Annotated in this window: 25 protein-coding genes and 1 other annotated feature; of the genes, 11 read left to right on the top strand and 14 right to left on the bottom strand. The window is 56.9% G+C overall.

Annotated elements, in window-relative coordinates; all coding sequences use genetic code 11:
- Positions 1-61: 61 nt before the first annotated feature.
- Both J9789_RS07430 and J9789_RS07425 read left to right on the top strand, forming a co-directional pair.
- Positions 62-832 (top strand): SH3 domain-containing C40 family peptidase, encoded by a 771-nt coding sequence (locus tag J9789_RS07430; RefSeq protein WP_348633653.1) that lies wholly within the window; start codon positions 62-64, stop codon positions 830-832.
- Between the two features lie 93 nt (positions 833-925).
- Positions 926-1951, top strand: coding sequence for an LCP family protein (locus J9789_RS07425; protein WP_209344118.1), 1026 nt, complete (start codon positions 926-928; stop codon positions 1949-1951).
- A 39-nt stretch (positions 1952-1990) separates the two neighbouring features.
- On the opposite strand, the gene J9789_RS07420 is transcribed toward J9789_RS07425, so the two are convergent.
- Together J9789_RS07420 and aroF are read right to left on the bottom strand one after the other, a co-directional pair.
- Positions 1991-2851: a prephenate dehydrogenase/arogenate dehydrogenase family protein gene (locus J9789_RS07420; RefSeq protein WP_209344116.1), complete on the bottom strand. Its 861-nt coding sequence runs from the start codon at positions 2849-2851 to the stop codon at positions 1991-1993.
- A 15-nt stretch (positions 2852-2866) separates the two neighbouring features.
- On the bottom strand, positions 2867-3883 hold the full coding sequence (gene aroF, locus J9789_RS07415) for a 3-deoxy-7-phosphoheptulonate synthase (protein WP_209344114.1): 1017 nt from the start codon (positions 3881-3883) through the stop codon (positions 2867-2869).
- A 295-nt stretch (positions 3884-4178) separates the two neighbouring features.
- On the opposite strand from aroF, the gene J9789_RS07410 reads away from it, so the two are divergent.
- Positions 4179-4622: an Rrf2 family transcriptional regulator gene (locus tag J9789_RS07410; protein WP_209344112.1), complete on the top strand. Its 444-nt coding sequence runs from the start codon at positions 4179-4181 to the stop codon at positions 4620-4622.
- An 85-nt stretch (positions 4623-4707) separates the two neighbouring features.
- Positions 4708-4839, top strand: coding sequence for a helix-turn-helix transcriptional regulator (locus J9789_RS07405; protein WP_209344110.1), 132 nt, complete (start codon positions 4708-4710; stop codon positions 4837-4839).
- 489 nt (positions 4840-5328) lie between these two features.
- Here J9789_RS07405 and cas2 read toward each other — a convergent pair whose 3' ends face one another.
- From cas2 to J9789_RS07390, 3 genes are read right to left on the bottom strand one after another with little or no spacing between them, the layout of a single operon-like run.
- On the bottom strand, positions 5329-5634 hold the full coding sequence (cas2, locus tag J9789_RS07400) for a CRISPR-associated endonuclease Cas2 (RefSeq protein WP_198605605.1): 306 nt from the start codon (positions 5632-5634) through the stop codon (positions 5329-5331).
- The gene (gene cas1 / locus J9789_RS07395) at positions 5631-6536 is read right to left on the bottom strand and encodes a type II CRISPR-associated endonuclease Cas1 (RefSeq protein ID WP_198605604.1); all 906 of its coding nucleotides are present in this window, start codon (positions 6534-6536) and stop codon (positions 5631-5633) included. Before cas1 ends, cas2 begins: the two co-directional genes overlap by 4 nt.
- A gap of 38 nt (positions 6537-6574) precedes the next feature.
- Positions 6575-7378, bottom strand: coding sequence for a helix-turn-helix transcriptional regulator (locus tag J9789_RS07390; protein ID WP_198605610.1), 804 nt, complete (start codon positions 7376-7378; stop codon positions 6575-6577).
- A gap of 201 nt (positions 7379-7579) precedes the next feature.
- On the opposite strand from J9789_RS07390, the gene mobV reads away from it, so the two are divergent.
- The 4 genes from mobV (at position 7580) to J9789_RS07370 (ending at position 11127) form a co-directional block, all read left to right on the top strand.
- Entirely contained in the window at positions 7580-8524 is a 945-nt protein-coding gene (mobV, locus tag J9789_RS07385; protein ID WP_209344108.1) for a MobV family relaxase, read from the top strand.
- A 43-nt stretch (positions 8525-8567) separates the two neighbouring features.
- Positions 8568-8759, top strand: a complete 192-nt coding sequence (locus tag J9789_RS07380) for a hypothetical protein (RefSeq protein ID WP_209344106.1) — start codon at positions 8568-8570, stop codon at positions 8757-8759.
- 86 nt (positions 8760-8845) lie between these two features.
- Entirely contained in the window at positions 8846-10468 is a 1623-nt protein-coding gene (locus J9789_RS07375; protein WP_209344104.1) for a recombinase family protein, read from the top strand.
- A gap of 89 nt (positions 10469-10557) precedes the next feature.
- Positions 10558-11127: a hypothetical protein gene (locus J9789_RS07370; protein WP_209344102.1), complete on the top strand. Its 570-nt coding sequence runs from the start codon at positions 10558-10560 to the stop codon at positions 11125-11127.
- Positions 11128-11166: 39 nt separating this feature from the next.
- On the opposite strand, the gene cysK is transcribed toward J9789_RS07370, so the two are convergent.
- The 9 genes from cysK to rpsF all read right to left on the bottom strand — a co-directional run bounded on the left by cysK (position 11167) and on the right by rpsF (position 18450).
- On the bottom strand, positions 11167-12081 hold the full coding sequence (gene cysK, locus J9789_RS07365; protein ID WP_209344100.1) for a cysteine synthase A: 915 nt from the start codon (positions 12079-12081) through the stop codon (positions 11167-11169).
- A gap of 87 nt (positions 12082-12168) precedes the next feature.
- Positions 12169-13482, bottom strand: coding sequence for a DUF4179 domain-containing protein (locus tag J9789_RS07360; protein WP_209344097.1), 1314 nt, complete (start codon positions 13480-13482; stop codon positions 12169-12171).
- The gene (locus J9789_RS07355; RefSeq protein ID WP_209344095.1) at positions 13479-13952 is read right to left on the bottom strand and encodes a sigma-70 family RNA polymerase sigma factor; all 474 of its coding nucleotides are present in this window, start codon (positions 13950-13952) and stop codon (positions 13479-13481) included. The genes J9789_RS07360 and J9789_RS07355 overlap by 4 nt, the downstream gene beginning before the upstream one ends.
- Before the next feature lie 124 nt (positions 13953-14076).
- Positions 14077-14949 (bottom strand): MetQ/NlpA family ABC transporter substrate-binding protein, encoded by an 873-nt coding sequence (locus J9789_RS07350; RefSeq protein WP_209344093.1) that lies wholly within the window; start codon positions 14947-14949, stop codon positions 14077-14079.
- 71 nt (positions 14950-15020) lie between these two features.
- Positions 15021-15264: a binding site (T-box leader), on the bottom strand.
- Between the two features lie 132 nt (positions 15265-15396).
- The gene (locus J9789_RS07345) at positions 15397-16107 is read right to left on the bottom strand and encodes a methionine ABC transporter permease (protein WP_245185165.1); all 711 of its coding nucleotides are present in this window, start codon (positions 16105-16107) and stop codon (positions 15397-15399) included.
- 37 nt (positions 16108-16144) lie between these two features.
- Positions 16145-17149, bottom strand: coding sequence for an ATP-binding cassette domain-containing protein (locus J9789_RS07340; RefSeq protein WP_209344089.1), 1005 nt, complete (start codon positions 17147-17149; stop codon positions 16145-16147).
- A gap of 191 nt (positions 17150-17340) precedes the next feature.
- Positions 17341-17580: a 30S ribosomal protein S18 gene (rpsR, locus tag J9789_RS07335; RefSeq protein WP_007490771.1), complete on the bottom strand. Its 240-nt coding sequence runs from the start codon at positions 17578-17580 to the stop codon at positions 17341-17343.
- Between the two features lie 75 nt (positions 17581-17655).
- Positions 17656-18138 (bottom strand): single-stranded DNA-binding protein, encoded by a 483-nt coding sequence (locus tag J9789_RS07330; protein WP_209344087.1) that lies wholly within the window; start codon positions 18136-18138, stop codon positions 17656-17658.
- Between the two features lie 15 nt (positions 18139-18153).
- Positions 18154-18450 (bottom strand): 30S ribosomal protein S6, encoded by a 297-nt coding sequence (gene rpsF / locus J9789_RS07325; protein WP_209344085.1) that lies wholly within the window; start codon positions 18448-18450, stop codon positions 18154-18156.
- A 249-nt stretch (positions 18451-18699) separates the two neighbouring features.
- Between rpsF and J9789_RS07320 the strand changes: the two genes are divergently transcribed.
- The 3 genes from J9789_RS07320 to J9789_RS07310 all read left to right on the top strand — a co-directional run bounded on the left by J9789_RS07320 (position 18700) and on the right by J9789_RS07310 (position 21183).
- Positions 18700-19479, top strand: a complete 780-nt coding sequence (locus J9789_RS07320) for a PepSY domain-containing protein (RefSeq protein ID WP_245185144.1) — start codon at positions 18700-18702, stop codon at positions 19477-19479.
- A gap of 154 nt (positions 19480-19633) precedes the next feature.
- Positions 19634-19933 (top strand): XRE family transcriptional regulator, encoded by a 300-nt coding sequence (locus J9789_RS07315; protein ID WP_209344083.1) that lies wholly within the window; start codon positions 19634-19636, stop codon positions 19931-19933.
- Complete coding sequence (locus J9789_RS07310) at positions 19930-21183, top strand: PBSX family phage terminase large subunit (protein WP_209344081.1); 1254 nt, start codon at positions 19930-19932, stop codon at positions 21181-21183. The genes J9789_RS07315 and J9789_RS07310 overlap by 4 nt, the downstream gene beginning before the upstream one ends.
- Positions 21184-21200 lie beyond the last annotated feature (17 nt).

The raw sequence follows: 21200 nt of genomic DNA, 5'->3' as shown, positions 1-21200 counted from the left end.
GTATGTTGCAGCGCAGTCCCTCTGTCCCCTCCGGGTCGGTCCGGGTGGGGGAGAGGAACGGGTGGATGAGATCCTGATGGGCTGGCCGGTCTCCGGACCTCTGGAGGAGGCGGAGGGCTGGTGGAAGATCCGCACCCACTATGGATACACCGGCTGGGTACAGCCGGATCAGCTGGTGCCTGACCGGGGGTGGACGGAGGCTCCAAAGCTAGTGGTGAACGCCCTGTTTGCCGACGTGCTCAGTGGGCCGGAGGTGGAGCTGCCGGTTCTGGCCACCCTGCCCCGGGGGGCGCTGGTGACCCCAGGGGAGGGGCCCTGCCCGGAGGGCTGGCGGCTGGTGAACCTGCCTGATGGGCAAAAAGGGTATACAAAATGTAGTTTCCTGGAGGAATATTGCGCCTATCCCGAGGATTTGCCGGAAGAGGAGCTGCGGGCCCGGGTGGTGGAGCGAGCCAAAAGCTATCTGGGAGTGCAGTACCGGTGGGGCGGGAAGTCCCCCATGGGCATCGACTGCTCCGGACTCACCTTTATGTCCTGGTTCTTCAGCGGGGTGCTGCTGTACCGGGATGCCAAGCTGGTACCCGGCTATCCCGCCCGGGCTATCCCCCTGGAGCAGTGCCGGCCCGGCGACCTGCTCTACTTCCCGGGGCACATTGCCCTCTATCTGGGAGAGGGGCGGTACATCCACTCCACTGCCCGAGCGGGCAGCGACGGGGTGGTGATCAACAGTCTTGACCCCGGTCAGCCGAACTACCGGGCCGACCTGCCGGGCAAGCTGCTGACGGCGGGTACCGTGTTTCCCCTGGGATTGGAGAAAATGACAACTCTATAAATTTTTGCGTCAAACTCTTGCCAGAGCGGCAAATCTCCACTATACTGTTCTTGTTTGTTGACATAACGTAAATGGAGAAAGGGGCGCGCCTCAGTGGCCCAGACACGAAAGAAAAAGCGCCGCCGACGTTCCTCGCCGGGACGGCGGGCGGCAAAAATACTGTATGGCATTTTGGTAGCCATCTCTGCGTTGATCGTCATTCTCTTCTGCGCCTACAAGCTGATGAGCAAGGAGCCCGAGATGGCGGTGGAGCCTTCCGCCACACCGGCAGCGCCGGGGGAGAGCGCCCAGCAGGATAACGGACGCAAACCATATACCTATACCTTTTTGCTGGTGGCCAAGGATCAGGTGGGCAGCAACGCTGACACCATGATCGTGTGCATGTATGACACGGTGAACCAGACGGTGGGTATGGTGTCCATTCCCCGGGATACCCTGGTGGAGAGCGGAAAGCTCAACGCGGTCTATCAGGATGGCATCGAGACCCTGCGGGATACCATCTCCGACATGCTGGGTATTCCCATTGACTTCTATGTGGGCATCAATATGGATGGCTTCAAGGTGCTGGTGGATGAGCTGGGCGGCATTGAATTCAATGTGCCGGTCCACATGTCTTACGATGATCCCACCCAGGACCTGCACATCCACTATGAGCCCGGCCTTCAGCATCTGGACGGCCAGGACGTGCTCAACGTGGCTCGCTGCCGGAAGAACTCCGATGGTCCCGGCACCTACCCCGACAACATCTACTCGGCCTATCCGGACAACGATATCGGCCGCACCCGCACTCAGCAGCAGCTGATTGCCGCCATTCTGAAAAAGGCCCTGTCCAATCCCCAGAAGATCAACAGCTACATTGAGATCTTCCTGGAGTACGTAAACACCGATCTGGAATTCGGCGAGATGCTGTGGTTTGCCGAGCCCGCTCTGAGCTTTGACTTTGAGAACGGCATGACCAGCGCCACCCTGACCGGCGACGGCAACACCTACTACCCCGGCTGGGGCAAGTACTGTTACCAGCTCTACCCGGAGGAGACCCTGGAGACGGTGAACCAGCTCATCAACCCCTATACCGAGGACCTGACTCTGGAGGACATGAACATCTTCCAGTATAATTGATAAAAAGGACGTGCCGCACGGCGGCACGTCCTTTTTCTCTTATTCCAGCAGGTCGGGACCGGGGAGGTCCATCTGCCGCTTGCGGGCGGCTGAGTAAGCCAGCTTTTCCGCCAGGGCGGTGCGGTCGCCGGTGGCCAGCACCTCACGGTAGGACTGGAGGTTGCCGATGAGCCGGTCCAGCACCTCCAGCAGGGCGGGCTGGTTGAGGGAGAACAGCTGGGTCCACAGGCCCACGTCCAGGGCGGCTACCCGGGTGCAGCCGCGGAAGGAGGAGCCCTCGTAGCCCTTGCAGTCGAAAAGGGTGGGGTCGTCACACACGGAGACGGCGATGATGTGCATCACCTGGCTGGTATAGGCGATGAGGGCGTCGTGGGCCTGGGCGGTGGTGCGGTGGACGTCCCAGCAGCCGATGTAGTTGGCCATGCGCTCCAGCAGGGCCAGGTGCTCCGGCTGGCTGGTGGGGCGGGGGACAATGAGGAAGTGGGAGCCCTGGAACAGCTCAGCAAAGGCGTGCTCCACGCCGGAGAACTCAGTGCCCGCCATGGGGTGGCAGCCGATGAAGTCCACGGTATCGGGCAGGCAGTCGGCACCCTCCAGGATGGCGGACTTGACGCCGCACACGTCCCACACCAGAGCGCCCGGCTTGAAGTGGTCCCGGTGGGCCTGCAGGAAATCCAGGATGCCCTGGGGATGGAGGGCCAGCGCCACCACGTCGGCCTGGGGGATCACCTGGTCGGCATGTTCGGTGACCCGGTCACCCACGCCGTGCTCGCTGGCGTAGCGGAGGGTGGGCTGGGATACATCCACGCCTACGATCTCGTAGTCCTCAAAGCCCTTCAGAGCCAGGGCCAGAGAGCCGCCAATCAAACCAAGACCGACAATCACAAGTGTCTTTTTCATGTTGAAGCGCTCCTTTTACAGAGTGCGGCCCACGCAGGGGGCCAGGGTGCGCAGCTTGTCCATCAGATCGGAGAACTGGGCGGGGGTGATGGACTGGGCACCGTCACACAGGGCGTGGGGAGGATCGTTGTGGACCTCGATGATGAGACCGTCGGCACCGGCGGCCAGAGCCGCCATACTCATCCGTTCCACCATCCAGGCCTTGCCGCAGGCGTGGGAGGGGTCCACCACCACCGGCAGATGGGAGAGCTGCTTCACCGCCAGCACCGCCGACAGGTCCAGGGTATTGCGGGTAAAGGTCTCAAAGGTGCGGATGCCCCGCTCACACAGGATGACCTTCTCATTGCCGCCGGCCATGATGTACTCGGCGCTCATGAGCCACTCCTCAATGGTGGAGCTGAGGCCACGCTTCAGCAGGATGGGCTTTGTGGTCTTGCCCAGCTGCTTGAGCAGGTCAAAGTTCTGCATATTGCGGGCGCCCACCTGGATCACATCCACGCACATCTCGAACATCTCCACGTTGTCGGTGGACATGATCTCGGTGACGATGGGCAGACCGGTGACTGCCTTGGCCTCCTGCAGCAGGCGGATGCCGTCGTTGCCCATGCCCTGGAAGGAGTAGGGAGAGGTGCGGGGCTTGAAGGCACCGCCCCGGAGGGCTGCCGCTCCGGCGGCCTTGACCGCCTGGGCTACCTCCACGATCTGGGCCTCGCTCTCCACCGAGCAGGGACCGGCAATGACTGCCAGCTGGTCGCCGCCCACTACGGCGCCGTTGCCCAGGTCAATTTTGCTGTCCTCCGGGTGGTATTTCCGGTTGGCCTTCTTGTAGGGCTCAGTGACCCGCATGACCCGGTCCACGCCGGGCAGCAGGGACAGCTTCTCCTGGTCGATGCCGTCGGCATTGCCCTCGGCGCCCAGAATGGTGGTCTCGGAGCCCTTGGAGACCATGACCTTGACGCCGCCCTCCTCCATGGTGTGGATGGCTTTTTCCAGTTCCTCAGGGGTAAAGCCCCGCTTCATAATGACGACCATAACGGAAACTCCTTTCAAAATACAAAAGATCCGCACCCGCCCAAAGGCGACTGCGGATCTCCCACGATTCGATGTGGAACGATACCCGGATCAGCCGGTTATGGGCAGGCAAAAACACCGCTGAAATAATAGCAGCGGTAATAGCCGTATCCATAACCGGTACGCTTCAGCATGACGGGCACGCTCCTTTCTTACCATGGACTTTAGCACTTTTTGGTGCGAAAGTCAAGAGGAAATTTCACTTGAAATCCTACCAGTATTATGGTATTATATCTCCAAAGTCAGGAGGGATCGTATGAAAATTTCTACCAAGGGTCGGTATGCCCTGCGGCTGATGCTGGACGTGGCCCTCCACAGCCACGGCACTGCGGTGCCTCTGCGGGATGTGGCCCAGCGGCAGGATATTTCTGACAAATATCTGGAGCAGATTGTCACCCAGCTGTCCCGGGCCGGGCTGGTGCGCTCGGTACGCGGCGCGGGCGGCGGCTATCTGCTGACCCGGGAACCGGAGGAGTACACCGTGGGTGAGATCCTGCGGGTACTGGAAGGCAATCTGGCGCCGGTGAGCTGCGCCGACGCAGACGATGTGTGCCGCTGCGGCCGGGCGGACCAGTGTGTTACCGTGGAGATCTGGCGGGAGATCCAGGCCGCGGTGTCCGGTGTGGTGGACCATGTGACGCTGGCGGACCTGGTGCGCCGGCATCATGAGAAGTGCCCGGGGGACGGGGCCGAAGCCTGAGAAATAGCCCCAAAATCCCGGTGTAAAAGGATCTTTGCGTGACAATTGGATCACCATGGCCTATGGTATAGGCGAGGTGAGAGGTATGCGTGACATTGGAAAAAACATCCGCACGCTGCGGGAGAGACGGGGCCTGACCCAGGAGGAACTGGCGCAGGCCCTGTTCGTCACTCGGCAGACGGTGTCCAATTATGAGACAGGAGGTTCCCTAAGTTAAAGATACTACACCACAACCCACGCTTACGCAGTATTGCAAGAAAACAACTTTTGGATAAATATAAAGAAGCACTGTCAACATCCCCTTTGAAGATGGCGACGGTGCTTTTTTAGATTTCCGGGGCAAGGATGTAAAACCGGCAAGGTCGGTTTTGTATCCGAGAAACGGAAATGATGGGGGAATCCAAAGGGGGCAACGCCCCTTTTTGGCACACGGACTTTGCTTGCAAAGTCTAGTGTGTTATACCCTATATCTGCGGGTTTGCGAAAGGTCGGGGACTGGGATTCTGGTCGTCGGTTTTGAAGCAGACAAAAAGAGCTTTGCTTCTGTGCCCGTGTCAGTCACAGAAGTAAAGCTCTTTGATTAGCAGGGAGAGGGTATAATTTGGTTGAACGATGCACCATTTTTGGCGGGTCATTCAACCACTATATTTAGTAAAAAGTTTTATTAACTCCCCAAATATAGATAATTAGTCTGTTACAAGTCTCATTATAACATAATATGACTGTTTGTGCCAACTACTTTTTCTTGATAATCTGGTTCACCTGCTACCATATAAATATTATTATATTGCTTCTCTGTCAAACGTAAAAGTCTCACTATTCCGGTTTTAGGTGCGTACTCTTCAATTCGTCTGTAATGTTTTTCGGACGCTTTCCTATTTTGCACTATCCGCATATACACTTCCGGTGCTATTCGCAAATAGCCATCTTTATGTAAAAACTTTCGAAGCCTCGTATACTCTGTTTTAGTTCCCCATCTATCTGTTGGACTAAGAATAACAAGTAATCTCATTCCGTAATTCCCTCCATACTTTCAATCGGCAGAATCATTGGTAACTTCAGTTTTTCTGTCGAAGCATCTAAAATAATCCTCTTTAAACTTTCTACCATAATATCAATCGCCGACATTATATTAACCTTGACTCCATCGACGATACAGGCATTATGTAATACATATGCTAATTCTCTTCTTTCTGATTTTGTCAACTGAATATTTGACGCTATATTGTTATGTACTACTAAATCAACTATTGCACGATACGGTTCTATCAAATCATCGGCCAGATTAAATGCATTCAATTGATTGTCATGATGTATTCCAAAAGTTGGATGAAAACCCGTTGCCACCAGTTTTCTTGCAATTGCACTTCTTACAACAGCATAGCCGTAATTCAGTCTGCTATTTATAGGGTCCTCACTTCTTCTGTTAAATCCCTCATGATAATATGAAAAATATTCTTTAGCAGCTAATGATTCGCAGTAATCCACATTTTCCTCATCTACAGTTGCCACATACTCTGCAATTCTTTCCGCACCATCCAAACCCATAATAGACAAAGCTCTGGATTGATTACTTATCTTTTGTTTTATAATATCAATCCATAACTCCATATATTTTTCATGTGTAGTATTTACCTGTGCATGCATTAATTTAGACTGCCTTGCATGACCTTCAAAGGGCAACACAATGGCTGTCGGTAAATATCTGTCATCCAGCGTCATCAGTGCCACCTTATTTTGACTTAAGATAGATAAATCCATTGTAGAAAGTCGTATATTAGCACCATGTACCATAATCTGATTCAAGTCCTCTATCGGCACAACTGCAATTCCATCGTCTGTTGCGATTTCCAATTGCCCTTCTTTTATGTGTATTTCTGCTGCATGACTAATTTCAAGTGTACGAAATCCCATAAATGTTACCTCTCAAAGCATCTTTAAGTATACACATTTTATTTCTTTCTCCCCCTCTGAGAAACAGGACTTTTCATCAACTCCGACTTTTGCATTATCCGTATCAGTGCCTGTTTTTCATCCTCCGTCAGCTTATTGTAACGGAGTTTGGTCTGCTTACAGAACACCATCAGAAGTTGTTCTGCCCGACTTCCTGCAAAGGCAGCCACTTCCTCCAAGTCCTGCCGCAGTTCTTCTGCCACAGAGGTCTTCGGTGCTCCGTCACTCCTTCCGATGTGGGCTTTTCTGATATCTTCCAGGATGCTGCCCATATCCTTATGTACCCGGCTACGGAAATAGTCACCTTCCTCCACATGAGCCGACTGCAACAGATACATGGTTTTGTCCTGTTCCGTCGGCTGGTACTTTTCCATGATTTCAGCCCTTGCCACATCCACCCATGCGTTTAGGTTCTGTATTTGCATGGATGCAATCCCTTCCACATATATCTGTATGTCAGCAAGAAGCTTTGTGAAATCCGGGTGGGTTGCCAGTTCACAAAACAGTGCCGTATCCACCCGTTTACTCTTTAATAGCTCTATCATTTCGTCACTCAGATGCAGGTCAGAAAGCTCTGCATTCGGGTGGCTTTTTGTTTCTGTCCGGGCAAGCAGATAATCGGCAGTCACACCGTAAAAGTCAGCCAGCCGGTTGATAGCATGATGGCTGATATCCTTGTAATCCTCCGATTCATAGCTTCCGAGGGCAGATTTTGACAGCCCGGTTTCGTTCGCAAGCTGTTCCAAGGTCAGTCCCCATTCTACCCGTAGATCTTTTAAGCGTTCCTGTATGGTTAATGCCATGGCGTTTTCTCCTATATCTTTTTTCTTCATTCTATCACATTTCCGAGAAAACGGAAATCCCCGTTCTAAAACCTAAAAATCCTACCTTTCGGATATACGGCACAGCCCTCAGAAAAAGTGTAGACTTTCCTTACGTTCATCGATGAGCCGTACCTCGAAAATAAAGAAATATCCACTCTTTTGTGGACGGAAAGGAGTTATATGCCACAATACGCTATTTTACGATTTGCGAAGCACAAGGGCTGTCCGTCCGGGGCTTTGGAAGCCCACCACGAACGGAAAAAGGAACGGTATGCCAGTAATCCCGACATTGATACGGAACGCAGTAAATACAACTTCCACACCATCAAGCCGAAGGAGCGGTATTCACGCTTTATCAAGCATCGAATTGAAGAATCCGGCTGTCGTACAAGAAAGGACAGCACAAGGTTTGTGGATACGTTAGTTACCGCAAGCCCGGAGTTTTTCAAAGGGAAATCCACACAGGAAACGGCAGCCTACTTTAAATGGGCTACGGAGTTTCTTGCGGACCGGGTCGGCAGGGAAAACATCATTTCTGCGGTGGTACACATGGACGAGAAAACGCCTCATCTGCACCTGACCTTTGTTCCGCTTACGAAGGATAACCGTCTCTGTGCCAAGGAGGTTATCGGGAACCGGGCAAGCCTTACCAAATGGCAGGATGATTTCCATGCTTACATGGCAGAGAAGTACCCTGACTTGGAACGTGGGGAAAGTGCCAGAACTACGGGAAGAAAGCATATCCCCACAAGGCTCTTTAAGCAGGCGGTCAGCCTTACCAAACAGGGGAAGAAAATCGTGCAGACATTGGATAGTATCACCGTGTTTAACGCCGGAAAACAGAAGGAGGAAGCATTACAGCTTTTACGGAAGTGGTTTCCTCAGATGGAGAATTTCCTCGGACAGCTAAAGAAGTATCAGGTTACCATCGACGATTTGATTTCCCAAAACCAAGAACTGGAAGCCCGGGCAAAAGCCGGGGAAAACGGAAAGATAAAGAATGCGATGGAACGGGCGAAGCAGGAAAGCGAATTAAGAGAGCTGCACCGGCTTATGGAACGGATACCACCGGAGCTTTTAGCAGAGCTTAGACAGGAAGTAAAAAAGGAAGACAAAAACCGATAGCCGGCATCTGCGGATGTCTGGAAACGAAGAAAGGAGGATGCCTATGGGGAAGAACCGAAGAGGTACGGAATTACCGGCAGGAAAGGTCCTTATGGCAGAGGACGGAAAATGGTATTTCGTGTGTGGGAAAAACCACATCGAGATATCCGAACACTTTGCCACAAACGGTAAGAAACTGGATGACCTGCTGACGGATGTAATGCTATACACTGCGGAAGGTAAGATTTCTGCTTAAATACATTGATTATCACCCATGCTTACGATATAATATTTTTACAGGCAGTATTGTAAGCGTGGGTTGTTTCAAAAAGGAGGATTTTAATGAAACAACCAAACAATACAACCATTTATAACACGGCACTTTACCTTCGTCTGAGCCGGGACGACGAGCTTCAGGGAGAAAGCGGAAGTATCCGCACCCAACGGATGATGCTCCGGGAATACGCCCATGAGCATGGTTTGAACGTGGTGGGAGAATACATTGATGACGGATGGTCCGGCACCAACTTTGACCGCCCGGAGTTCCAACGGATGATTGATGACATTGAGGATGGCAGAATCAACTGTGTTGTGACAAAGGACCTGTCACGCCTTGGCAGAAACTACATTCTGACCGGGCAGTACACAGAGCTCTATTTCCCAAGCAAGGGAGTACGCTACATCGCCATCAATGACAACGTGGACACCTTAAACGGTGACAACGAGCTTGCACCGTTTTTAAACATCTTGAATGAGATGCACGCCAGACAGACCAGCAAGAAGGTCAAGGCAGCCTTCCGTACCCGGTTTGCAAACGGAGCCCACTACGGAGCCTATGCACCCCTAGGGTATCGAAAGGACCCGGAACAGACGGGACACCTTCTGATTGACCCGGATACCAAGTGGATTATCGAAAGGATATTTGAACTTGCCCTGCACGGTGCAGGAGCGGCGAAAATCACACGGATACTGATGGAGGAAAAGGTTTCCACACCGGCGTGGATAAATTTCCGGAGAAACGGCACCTTCGCCCATGTATTTGAGGGAGCAGACGAATCCAAACGGTATCAGTGGACGATTTCACAGGTAAAAAGCATTCTAAATGATGAAAACTACATCGGGAACAGCGTGCACAACCGCCAGTCCACCGTCTCCTTTAAAAGCAAGAAGGTGGTACGGAAGCCAGAGTCGGAATGGTTCCGGGTAGAGAATACCCATGAAGCCATCATCACAAAGGAAATGTTTTTACAGGTACAGGAGCAGATAGCCGGTCGCCGGAGGGTATGCAAAAACGGTCAGACCCAGATATTTGCCGGACTTATCAAGTGTGCCGACTGCGGATGGACCCTTTCTTATGCGGAAAACCGGCAGAACAAAACACCTTACGGCTACTACCACTGCGGGAAAAATGGACAGGGTCTTGGACAATGCTCCATGCACTACATCCGCTATGATGTACTTTACGGATATGTGCTTTCCAGACTGCAATACTGGTCGGAGCAGGTGCACCGGGACGATGAGAAGCTGTTACAGCAGTTATTAAGTGCCGGGAATAAGGAACGCAGTGCCGCAAAGAGACAAAGAGCCGTGGAACTGAAAAAAGCCATAAAGAGAAAATCCGAGGTAGACGGGCTGTTTACAAAGCTGTACGAGGACTGGTCTTGGGGAAAGATAACCGAATACAACTTTACCATGCTTTCGGAACGGTTTCAGACGGAGCAACAGGAACTGGAAACCAAAATCCGGGAATTACAGGAAGCCTTAAGCTCCATGGAGCAGACGGAAAGTGATGCAGAGAAGTGGGTGGAACTGATTAAGCAGTACTCAAATCCCACGGAACTGACCACTGAGCTTTTAAACTCCCTGATTGAAAAAATCGTGGTGCATGAAGCTGTAAAAAGCCCGGATGGCTGCCGAAAACAAAAGGTAGACATCTACTACCGCTTTATCGGAAAGATTGATTAAATGAAACTCCCTGCGTGTCGGGATGCGGTACGCAGGGGAAGCAATAACCTTAACTATGGGAGTCCGGGAAAAGCCGGCCGGACATTGATATGCTGGTCCGGATCGCCCAGGTGCTGGAGACTGACGTGAATCAGGTGCTGTACGGGCTGCCTCCGGAGCAGGACCGGAAGAGAGAGGTCAGGCGGCTGATTGTGGGCTGCCTGATCCTGGTAGCCATCTTTCTGTTGATGACCATTCCTGCGCCGCTGATGAATAAGATCATTCAGCGGCGCTATGTGGGGGCGGACCTGGTTATGGCCCTTACCTGCCTGATGAAGCCTGCCTTATGGCTGCTATCGGGCTGGTGTGCGCTTCAGGGGCTGGGCCTGCTTCGGGTGGCGCGCCCTCTGGAAGAGCGGGTGTGGACCACCTGGACCCGGCGGGGTGTGCTGCTCTTCCTGGTGGTAAATGGGGTGCTCTTTCTTCCTGTGCTGGTGGTGGGACTGGTCCAGGTGATCCAGGATGGTCTGGGTGTGCCCTATGAGGACTTGGCGGAAGTACCTCAGAACCTGGTGTTTGCATGGCTGGCGAGTCGTCTGCTGATGCTCAATGTATTATATCCTCAGGTCTATACCGTTTTGGGTGTGGCCCTGTGGCTGTTCCGATTTCCGAAACGCTGAGAGAAAAAAGGACGCTGCGTGAGCAGCGTCCTTTCTTTTTTATGCGTAGATGCCGGTGGAGAGATAGCGCTCGCCGGTATCGGGCAGTACGGCCACGATGGTCTTGCCCTGAAAGTCGGGGTGCTTGGACAGCTCCCGGGCGGCCCAGGCGGCAGCGCCGGAGGAGATGCCCACCAGGATGCCTTCCGCACGGGCCAGCTCCTTGGCGGAGGCCATGGCGGCCTCACCGGGGACAGTCAGCACCTGGTCCACCACGCTCATATCCAGGGTGCCGGGGACAAAGCCGGCGCCGATGCCCTGGATCTTGTGGGGGCCGGGCTTGCCGCCGGACAGGACGGGGGATTCGGCGGGCTCCACCGCCACCACCTTGATGTTGGGGTTCTGCTCCTTCAGATAGCGGCCTGCGCCGGTGATGGTGCCGCCGGAACCAACGCCGGCCACCAGCACATCCACCGCGCCGTCAGTATCCCGCCAGATCTCCGGGCCGGTGGTCTCATAGTGGGCCTGGGCGTTGGCGGGGTTGTTGAACTGGTCGGGCATCCAGGCGGCGGGGTCGGACTCCAGCAGTTCCTTGGCCTTGGCGATGGCGCCGCTCATACCCTTGGCACCTTCGGTGAGCACCAGCTCGGCCCCCAGGGCGGACAGCAGAGAGCGGCGCTCCTGGCTCATGGTCTCGGGCATGGTGAGCACCACCTTATAGCCCCGCTGGCGGCCGATGTAGGCCAGAGCCACGCCGGTATTGCCGCTGGTGGGTTCCACAATGGTGGCGCCGGGCTTCAGCAGACCGGCTTCCTCAGCGGCCCGGATCATATACAGGCCGGCCCGGTCCTTGGCAGAGGAGAGGGGATTGAAGCTCTCCAGCTTGCCCAGAATGCCGCCGCCGGGGGCAAAACGCTCCAGACAGAGCAGGGGAGTGCTGCCGATCAGTTCGGGAATGGAGTGGGCGATTTTCATAGGATGGGACCTCCTGTTGTTCTTTCCTAGGTTGGTACCAGCATACCACATAAATCCCACAAAATCAATAGGAATTTCTGAGATGATTTATTCCGGGAAAAGTGGTACAGACTCCGACAGGGAGGAGGTACTGGTATAGGTAAGGGTAAACGTTGCCTGGTTCCAGGGGTAGTGTTCCAAAGGATACACATACACATAGTTGCCGGGATGCTCCTGGTCGCCCCGGCGGCTGTAGCCCCCTGTATGGTAGGTACCGCCCTCCGGGTCCCGGTAGTCCAGTTCAAAGGGGGCCCGGTCGGTGATGCAGCTTACCGTCAGAGTCCACCCCTCATCCGTGCCCTGGCTGCTGAGGGGCTCCGCCTGAAGGCCGGTCACCCCCTCCGGCAGGCTGCCGGTCCAGGTATTGTTGGTGAGGTCCACGGTCACCGGTTGGGATTCCTTGTCCAGCCACACGGCTCCGTCCAGGTGGAGGGTGAGGCGGGAGACATTGTCCACGAAGTACAGGCTCTGAAAATAGTAGGTGTAAAAGCCGGGGTGGTCTGCTGACCCGCTGGCGGAGAGGGAACTGTCGATGGTCTCATAGCGCCGGCCTTCGGGACCGGTGAAATGGAACTCCAGGCGCTGGAGCCAGGCGGTGTTGGCCGGGTCCTCCTCCAGGCAGAGGGTGGTTTTGGTGGGGGTGAGTTCCAGGTGATCCACCAGCAGCCGCTGGCCGTCCACCTCCACCCACCGCTCCACAGGAATCTCCACCGCCGGGGCGGTTTTGGACGGGTCTAGAGTGATTTGGAAGGTGAAGGTATGGTCCAGCCTCTGCTCCTGCCCCTTCACATCGCCCCCCCACAGCGTCACGTCCAGGGTGAGGGCCTGGGGGATCTCCTCCAGCTCCTTGAAGTGGATCTCAAACTGTTTCAGCTCCTCCGAACTGGTGGTACTGCTCACCGAATATCCGAACAGGGGAGCACCGCTTGCATCCTTCAGGTCGCAGGAGGCACTGTAAGAGGGGAAATCGCCGTCGGTGCGGTAAAAGACCACCATCTGCTGCTGGTCGGCGATGACATAGTCCAGGGTGAGGGTGGTGCCGTCAAAGGTCTGGCTCTGGCCTACATACTGCACATAGTCGTGCTCCACTGCGGCGGACAGGCTGGGGGAAAAGGCGACCGCTGCGGCCAGCTCCCGCAGCACGGGGATTTTGGCACAGGCCAGCGCAAAAGTGGGGAGGGCATTGACGGCCACCACAAAGGCGGCGCACACGCCGGCCGCGCTTCCCAGGGAGATTCCCCAGCGTTTTCCGCGGCGATGGCGTCGGGCACGGTCCCTGGCTCGCAGGGCGGTGCCGTCCAGAGCGGTGGGAGGCTGGGCCAGCTGCCCCATCAGATCCCAATATTCCTGCTGTCGGTTCATGATGCTCCCTCCTCCGTGGTCAGTTCCAGCTTCAAAAGAGCAAGCGCCCTGCGCTGCCGGGTGGACACGGTGCCCCGGGGCAGATCCAGGGCGGCGGCGGTCTCCTCCAGAGTCAGGCCGGTGAAGTAGCGCAGGACAATCACGTCCCGCAGCTGGGCGGGCAGGCGGCGGACGGCCTCCTTCAGGGGGAGGGAATCATAGGCCTCCTGGGCGGTCTCGGGCAGCTCCTCCACCGCCAGTTCCCGCTTGCGGCGGCGTAGCTCGTCCCGGCAGACGTTGATGAGGATACGTACCAGCCAGGTCTCCAGGTACTGGGGCTCACGCAGCTTTTGATAGCTCAAATAGCCCTTGTACACCGCCTCATCCACCGCGTCTACTGCCGCCGACTCGCTGCCCAGGGTGAGCAGGGCGGCCCGGTAGAGTTTGCCGCGGGCTTCCTCCGCCCGCTCCAGATATTCCAGCTCGGTCAAGATCCATCCCCTCCTTTCTGCCCATTAGACGGAGTACCGGGTGGTTTTGATTGGGGGAAACTATTTTTTCAGAATCAAAAAGGCCCGCCGGATGGCGGGCCTTTTGGTGTGCTGGGAGTTGATCTTAGAACATGGGGACGACGGCGCCCTCGTAGGTCTCCTCCATGAAGGTCTTGACCTTGTCGCTCTTCAGAGCGGCAACCAGAGCCTGGATGGCGGGATCGTTCTCGTGGCCCTCCTTGACGGCCAGGACGTTGACGTAGGCCTGGGCAGCCTCGCCGTCGGAAGCCTCAACGGCCAGAGCGTCGGAAACCTTCAGACCGGCGTCGATGGCGTAGTTGCCGTTGATAACGGCCATGTCCACATCGCCCAGACGGACGGGCAGCTGGCTGGCCTCCAGCTCAACGATCTCCAGGTTCTTGGGGTTCTCGGCGATGTCAGCCTTGGTGGCGGTGAGGCCGGCACCCTCCTTCAGGGTGATCAGGCCCTCCTGCTGGAGCAGCAGCAGAGCGCGGCCCTCGTTGGTGGCGTCGTTGGGCACGGCGATCTGGGCACCGTCGGCCAGCTCATCCAGGCTGGCGGTCTTGCCGGCGTACAGGCCGAAGGGCTCGTAGTGGATCTCGGCGGCGCTGACCAGGTGGGTGCCGTCGCTCTCGTTGAAGTCGTTCATGTAGGTGATGTGCTGGAAGTAGTTGGCGTCCAGCTCCTCATTCTCCACGGCGGTGTTGGGCTGAATGTAGTCGTTGAACTCCACGATCTCCAGGGTGATGCCCTGCTCGGCCAGGATCTCCTTGGCCACCTCCAGGATCTCAGCGTGGGGAGCGGGGGAAGCGCCCACCTTGATGGTGGTGCCCTCCAGAGAGGTGGTGTTCTCCACCGCGGGGGTCTCGGAGTTACCGGCGGGGGTGTTGGCGGTGCCGGTGTTGCCGCCGCCGCAGCCGGCCAGCAGGCCGAAGGACAGAGCGCCGGTCAGGAGCAGAGAGACAAGCTTCTTCATGATACATTTCTCCTTTTCATTTTGACAGGTGTTCCCCAAATCGGAGCACAAAAAAACGCCCTTGAAACAATTTCAAGGACGAGAGCTTTCCGCTTCGTGGTACCACCTTGTTTCACCACTGCCTCACGACAGGGGCCTTATGGAGTACAGCCATACTCCTGCGCGTTGACGGGCGCACCCGTCGCAGCCTATACCTTGCGGTAGTCGGTGCGCCGCTCCGAGACCATCTTCACCAAAACCTTCCGTACCCGTTCCCACCATACCGGGCTCTCTGTGCCGTATCTTTCTGGTTACTCTTCTCTTCATTGCGTTTGAGGGGCGTTATTCAGTTCCCTTTGGGTTGCATTTAGTATATGCCTCCCTCACCTATTCGTCAAGTGGTCAGATTTGACAAAAGAACGGGGTGTGCAGACCGTTTAGTTTGCACACCCCGTCCAAGACAGGCGATTATTGGATGCCGGATTTCTCGGCACGGTTGGATTTGACCTTCTTCTTCCGGTCGGTGCTGCGGATCCGCTTATCCAGCCGGACGGAGGCGCGGGTACCGATGGACTGGAAGATCTGCACTAGGATGACCAGGGTGATCACCGACACCCACAGGATGATGGTCATGCGGCGCTGGTAGCCCAGGTTGAGGGCCATGGAGCCCAGACCGCCGCCGCCGATGGCACCGGCCATGGCGCCGTAGCTGAGGATGGTGATGAAGGCGGTGGTAAAGCCGGAGATCAGAGAAGGACGGCTCTCGGGGATCATCACCTTGGTGATGATCTGGAAGGGGGAGCAGCCCATGGACTGGGCGGCTTCCACTACGCCGCTGTCCACCTCACGGAGGGAGGACTCCACCAGACGGGCCACGAAGGGGAAGGCGGCCACAATGAGGGGTACGATGGTGGCCACGGTACCGATGGAGGTACCCAGGATCAGCCGGGACAGGGGAATGACCACCACCATCAGGATCAGGAAGGGCACCGAACGCAGGATATTGATGACGAAGTTCAGCACCGCCATAACGGGGCGGGGCAGAGGCAGCACGCCGCCGCGCTCACCCACCACGGTGATGACGCCCAGGGGCAGGCCGATGACATAGGAGAAGAAGGTGGAGATCACCGTCAGATACAGGGTCTCCCAGATGGCAAAGAGCAGGCCGTCCTTACTCATCTCCAGCAGGCGGAGGACCTCTTCATTTTGCAGCAGATCAGCCATGGTAATCGGGCACCTCCTCCACAGTGACGTCCTTCTGGGCGCGCAGATAGCTCATGGCCTTGGCGGCCTCGTTCTTGTCCTCGGGCAGGCCCAGCAGCATGGAGCCGAAGGCCTTGCCGTTTACGTTGCGGGTATCGGCACCCAGGATGTTGACCTTCACGCCGCAGTCGATGGCCAGGGAGGCGATGAGAGGCTCGTAGGAGGAGCCGCCGTTGAACACCACCCGCACCACGTTGGCCACGGGGAACTGGTCGATATGGGCACCCTCGGGGAAGACCAGCTTGCGGCCGGCCTCGGTCTTGGGGTTGGAGAAGACCTCCTCCACGGTGCCGGTCTCCACCATATGGCCGTGGTCCAGGATGGCCACATGGGTGCAGATCTCCTCCACCACCGCCATCTCATGGGTGATGACCACCACGGTGATGCCCAGGCGCTTATTGATGTCCTGGATCAGCTTCAGGATGGAGCGGGTGGTGGTGGGGTCCAGAGCAGAGGTGGCCTCGTCGCACAGCAGCACCTTGGGGTTGGAGGCCAGGGCGCGGGCGATGGCGATACGCTGCTTCTGACCGCCGGAGAGCTGGGCGGGGTAGGCATTGGCCTTATCGGGCAGGCCCACGATATCCAGGTACTCCAGGGCGCGCTTCTTGGCCTCGGCGGCGGGAACGCCGGCGATCTCCATGGGGAAGCAGATATTCTTCAGGCAGGTCCGCTGCATCAGCAGGTTGAACTGCTGGAAGATCATGCTGATGGAACGGCGGGTCTGGCGCAGCCGGGCGGGAGAGAGCTCCATCAGGTTCTCCCCGTCAATCAGGACCTCTCCTCGGGTGGGCCGCTCCAGCAGGTTGATGCAGCGCACCAGGGTGGATTTGCCCGCGCCGCTCATGCCGACGATACCAAAGATATCCCCGTCCCCGATGGTCAGGTTGATATCCGACAGGGCTTCAAAGTCCCCGTCCGCCGTGGGAAAGACCTTGGAGATGTGTTTTAATTCAATCACAGGTCTGTTCTCCTTCGTCTGATTTGTATGTAATACCTCCGGTTTTGACAAAACACCGGGATGTTTGCATCGGGAATATTCTATGACAACCGGGACGGACTGTCAAGGTGTTTCGAAGGGAGGAGGGCCCGTCAGGGGCCGGCACAAAAAGAAAAAGCCGGGCCAAAGGCCCGGCTTTTGAAAAGACGCAATTAGTCGGTCACGAAGGGCAGCAGCGCGATCTGACGAGCACGCTTGATGGCCTCGGTGAGCTGACGCTGATGCATGGCGCAGGTGCCGGTGGTGCGGCGGGGCAGGATCTTGCTCCGCTCGGACAGGAACCGACGCAGCTTCACGGCGTCCTTATAGTCGATGTGTTCCACCTTGTCCACACAGAAGGTGCAGACCTTGCGGCGCTTGCGGCCGCGGGGGCGCTCTCTATCCATAGCCATAACTGGAAAACCTCCCTTTTTCCGGGCCTATAGTCCGGCTTGTTTTATGATGCGGCGTCCGCCGCTGTGTTCGGTTTAGAAGGGCAGCTCGCCGTCGTCCTCGGTGAGTTCGGCAAACTGGTCGCCGCCGGCAGGGGCGGAATAGCCGCCGCTGGCAGGGGCCGCGGGAGGCGCATAGCCGCCGGGCGCGCCGTAACCGCCGGAGGGAGCGCCATAGCCGCCGCCCTCAGCGTCCCGCTTGGAGTCGCCAAAATACACGTTGTCGGCAACCACCTCGGCAGAGCGGCGCTTGTTGCCGTCCCGGTCGGTCCAGTCACGCAGCTGGAGCCGGCCCTCTACCACGGCCATGCGGCCCTTGGTGAAGAAACGGGAGACAAATTCCGCCGTCTGGCGCCAAGCCACGACATCAATGAAGTCGGTGGACTTTTCGCCGGTGGTTCTGTCCTTGAAATCCCGGTCGACAGCCAGAGAGAAGGAGGCAACAGCCGTCCCGGTCTGGGTGTGCCGGAGCTCGGGGTCACGGGTCAGACGACCCATGAGAATAATACGGTTCAGCATGGAGCTTCTCCTCTCTTACTCGTCCTTGCAGACGATGAGGGAACGCATCACGCCGTCAGTGATCCGCAGGATACGATCCAGCTCGCGGGGGAACTCGGGCTTGGACTTGAAAGTCATCAGCACGTAGTAGCCCTCAGTCAGGTCGTTGATGGGATAGGCCAGGTGGCGCTTGCCCCACTCGTCAACCTCAGCCAGGGTGCCGTTCTGCTCCACCAGAGTCTTGAACTTCTCCACCATGGCAGCAGTGGCCTCCTCACCCAGGTTGGGATTGAGGATGTAGACCACCTCGTAGTTACCGCTGAGTTTTGCCATTTTCTTTGCACCTCCTTATGGACATATGGCCCCCGCCCTTTGCGGGAGCAAGGATGGCTTGTCACAAACAAGCCCTATCATTATATAAGATATTTGGAAAAAGTCAAGATTTTTTCGCGGGAAAATAAAAAATAAAAAACGTTCAGATTCTGTGCAATATTTGGGCGGGCTGCACCATTGTATAGGCAGACGGGGCGGCGAGGCCCCGGAATAAACGATATCAAATTTGATTGTAAAGGAGTTTTCATCATGAAAAGAGGGTTTGGAAAAGGTTTCTTCGCAGGTGCTCTGGCTGTTACGCTGGTGGTGGGTCTGAGCGTGACCGCTCTGGCGGCCACCCGCACCATCAAGGTTGAAGATGACATTCGGGTCACCCTGAACGGCGCCAATTTTACCCCCAAGGATGCGGACGGCAAGGAGGTGCCCCTCTTCTCCTACGACGGCACCACCTACGCTCCTGTGCGGGCCATCTGCGAGGCCGCCGGTCTGAAGGTGGACTACGATTCCGCCACCTACACCGCCGTGCTGACCACGCAGGATCAGTATGTGGCCTCCACCCCCGGCGCCTCCAACTATATTACCGCAGAACAGGCCAAGAGCGCGGCTCTCAAGCACGCCGGCGTCAACGCCAGCGACGCCATCTTTGTCAAGGCCGGTCTGGACTGGGACGACGGCAAGGTGCACTATGAGGTGGAGTTCTACGCCGGCAACACCGAGTATGACTACGACATCGACGCGGTAAGCGGCGCGGTGCTGTCCTACGACCGGGAGTGGGATGACTTCTCCCTGAAGGGCAACGGCAGCAGCGGTACCGCTACCCAGGATGGCCTGATTGGTGAGGCCAAGGCCAAGCAGATCGCCCTGGCCAAGGCTCCCTCCGGCGCTACGGTGGTCAAGTGCAAGCTGGACCGGGACGACGGCCGGTATGTGTACGAAATCGAGATGCGCAGCGGCAACATGGAGTATGAGTGCGACATCAACGCGGTTACCGGCGTGATCATCGACTGGGACGCCGATTGGGACGACTGAGCAGACAGAAATTAACAGAATAATAGTCCGATATTTGGGACTGCTACCGGGTAACCGGGGCAGTCCCAAAATTTTTTTGACTTTTTTTCGCCTTCGGTGTACGAAAACATCCAACTTTTGGCCCTGGAACACCAAGGGTAGAGGAGGGAGTTTGGTGGACAAGGAACGGAGCAGGCTTTTAAAGCAGTTGGAAAAGTTGGCCCGGTGCAGGGTCAATGATGCAATCAAGCTGGTCTTTTACCGGGATGAGAGGGCTGATTGGATTGATAAACTGGATTTGACCGCTCTCGCAGCCGTCAAACGCAACGAAAAGGGCAGTGTAGAAATCCAACTGGTAGACCGCTTGGAGGTTTTCAGGCTATTGGCGGAACTGTCAGCTGAGCAGGAGGAACAGCAGGCGGCAGAATTCTTTAGAGCTTGGGAGAAGCAAACGGGAGAACAGGAGGAGACATGAGGTTTCGCAGCTTTTCCCCCAAACAGAAGCAGGTGCTGACCTGGTGGTGCGACCCGGCGGTACGGGATCGGGAGGCACTGATCTGCGACGGGGCGGTGCGCAGCGGCAAGACCATGTGCATGGGGCTGTCCTTCTTCTGCTGGGCCATGCGGACCTTCCAGGGGCAGGCCTTCGGCCTGTGCGGCAAGACGGTCACGGGACTGCGGCGCAATCTGCTGGGCTCTTTGCTGCCGGTGCTGAAGGAACTGGGCTTCCAATGGGAGGAGAAGGTGTCCAAAAATCTGCTTACCGTCCGCTTCGGCGGGCGGGAGAACACCTTCTATCTCTTCGGAGGCAAGGACGAGGGCAGCGCCGCCCTTATCCAGGGCATCACCCTGGCGGGGGTGCTGCTGGACGAGGTGGCCCTGATGCCCCGGTCCTTTGTGGAACAGGCCTGCGCCCGATGCTCGGTGGAGGGAAGCCGGATGTGGTTCTCCTGCAACCCGGAGGGGCCGGAGCACTGGTTCTACAAGGAGTGGATCCAGAAGAGTGAGGAGCGCAACGCCCTCTACCTCCACTTCACCATGCAGGACAACCCCGCCCTCTCGCCCCAGGTGATCCGGCGGTACACCCGCAATTTCAGCGGCAGCTTTTACCGGCGGTTCGTGCTGGGAGAGTGGGTGGCGGCGGAGGGACGGGTCTACGACTTCTTCGACGAGAACTGGGTGCGGCCGGTACCGGAGGGAGAGATGGAGCAGTGGTGCATCTCCTGCGATTACGGCACGGTGAATCCCGCCTCCTTCGGCCTGTGGGGCCTGCGGGACGGGGTGTGGTACCGGGTACGGGAGTACTACTATGATTCCCGGCTGGAGGGACGGCAGAAGACCGACGGCGAGTACGCCGAGGCCCTGGAGCGGCTGGCGGCGGGCCGGCCCATTCAGCGGGTGGTGGTGGACCCCTCCGCTGCCAGCTTCATCGAGCTGCTGCGCCGGAAGGGATGGCGGGTGGAGAAAGCGGATAACGACGTGCTGGCCGGCATCCGCACCACCGCTGAGCTGCTGCGGCAGGGAAAGCTGGTGATCTGCGCACCCTGCACCGACGCCATCCGGGAGTTTTCCCTCTACCGCTGGGACGAGAAGGCGGTGGGGGACAAGGTGCAGAAAATTCACGACCATGCCATGGACGACATCCGGTACTTTGCCGCAACGGTGGCGGCAGGGGAAGAGAGTGACTATTTCGGCGGCCTGTGGGTGGAGCGGGGACGGTTTTAATGGGAAAAGGAGTGTGG

Origin of the sequence: Flavonifractor sp. AGMB03687 (genome assembly GCF_017811815.1) — a bacterium.
Classification (GTDB): Bacteria; Bacillota; Clostridia; order Oscillospirales; family Oscillospiraceae; genus Flavonifractor.
The sequence above is the reverse complement of the archived record's forward strand: the minus strand, read 5'-3'. Positions and strand labels throughout refer to the sequence as shown.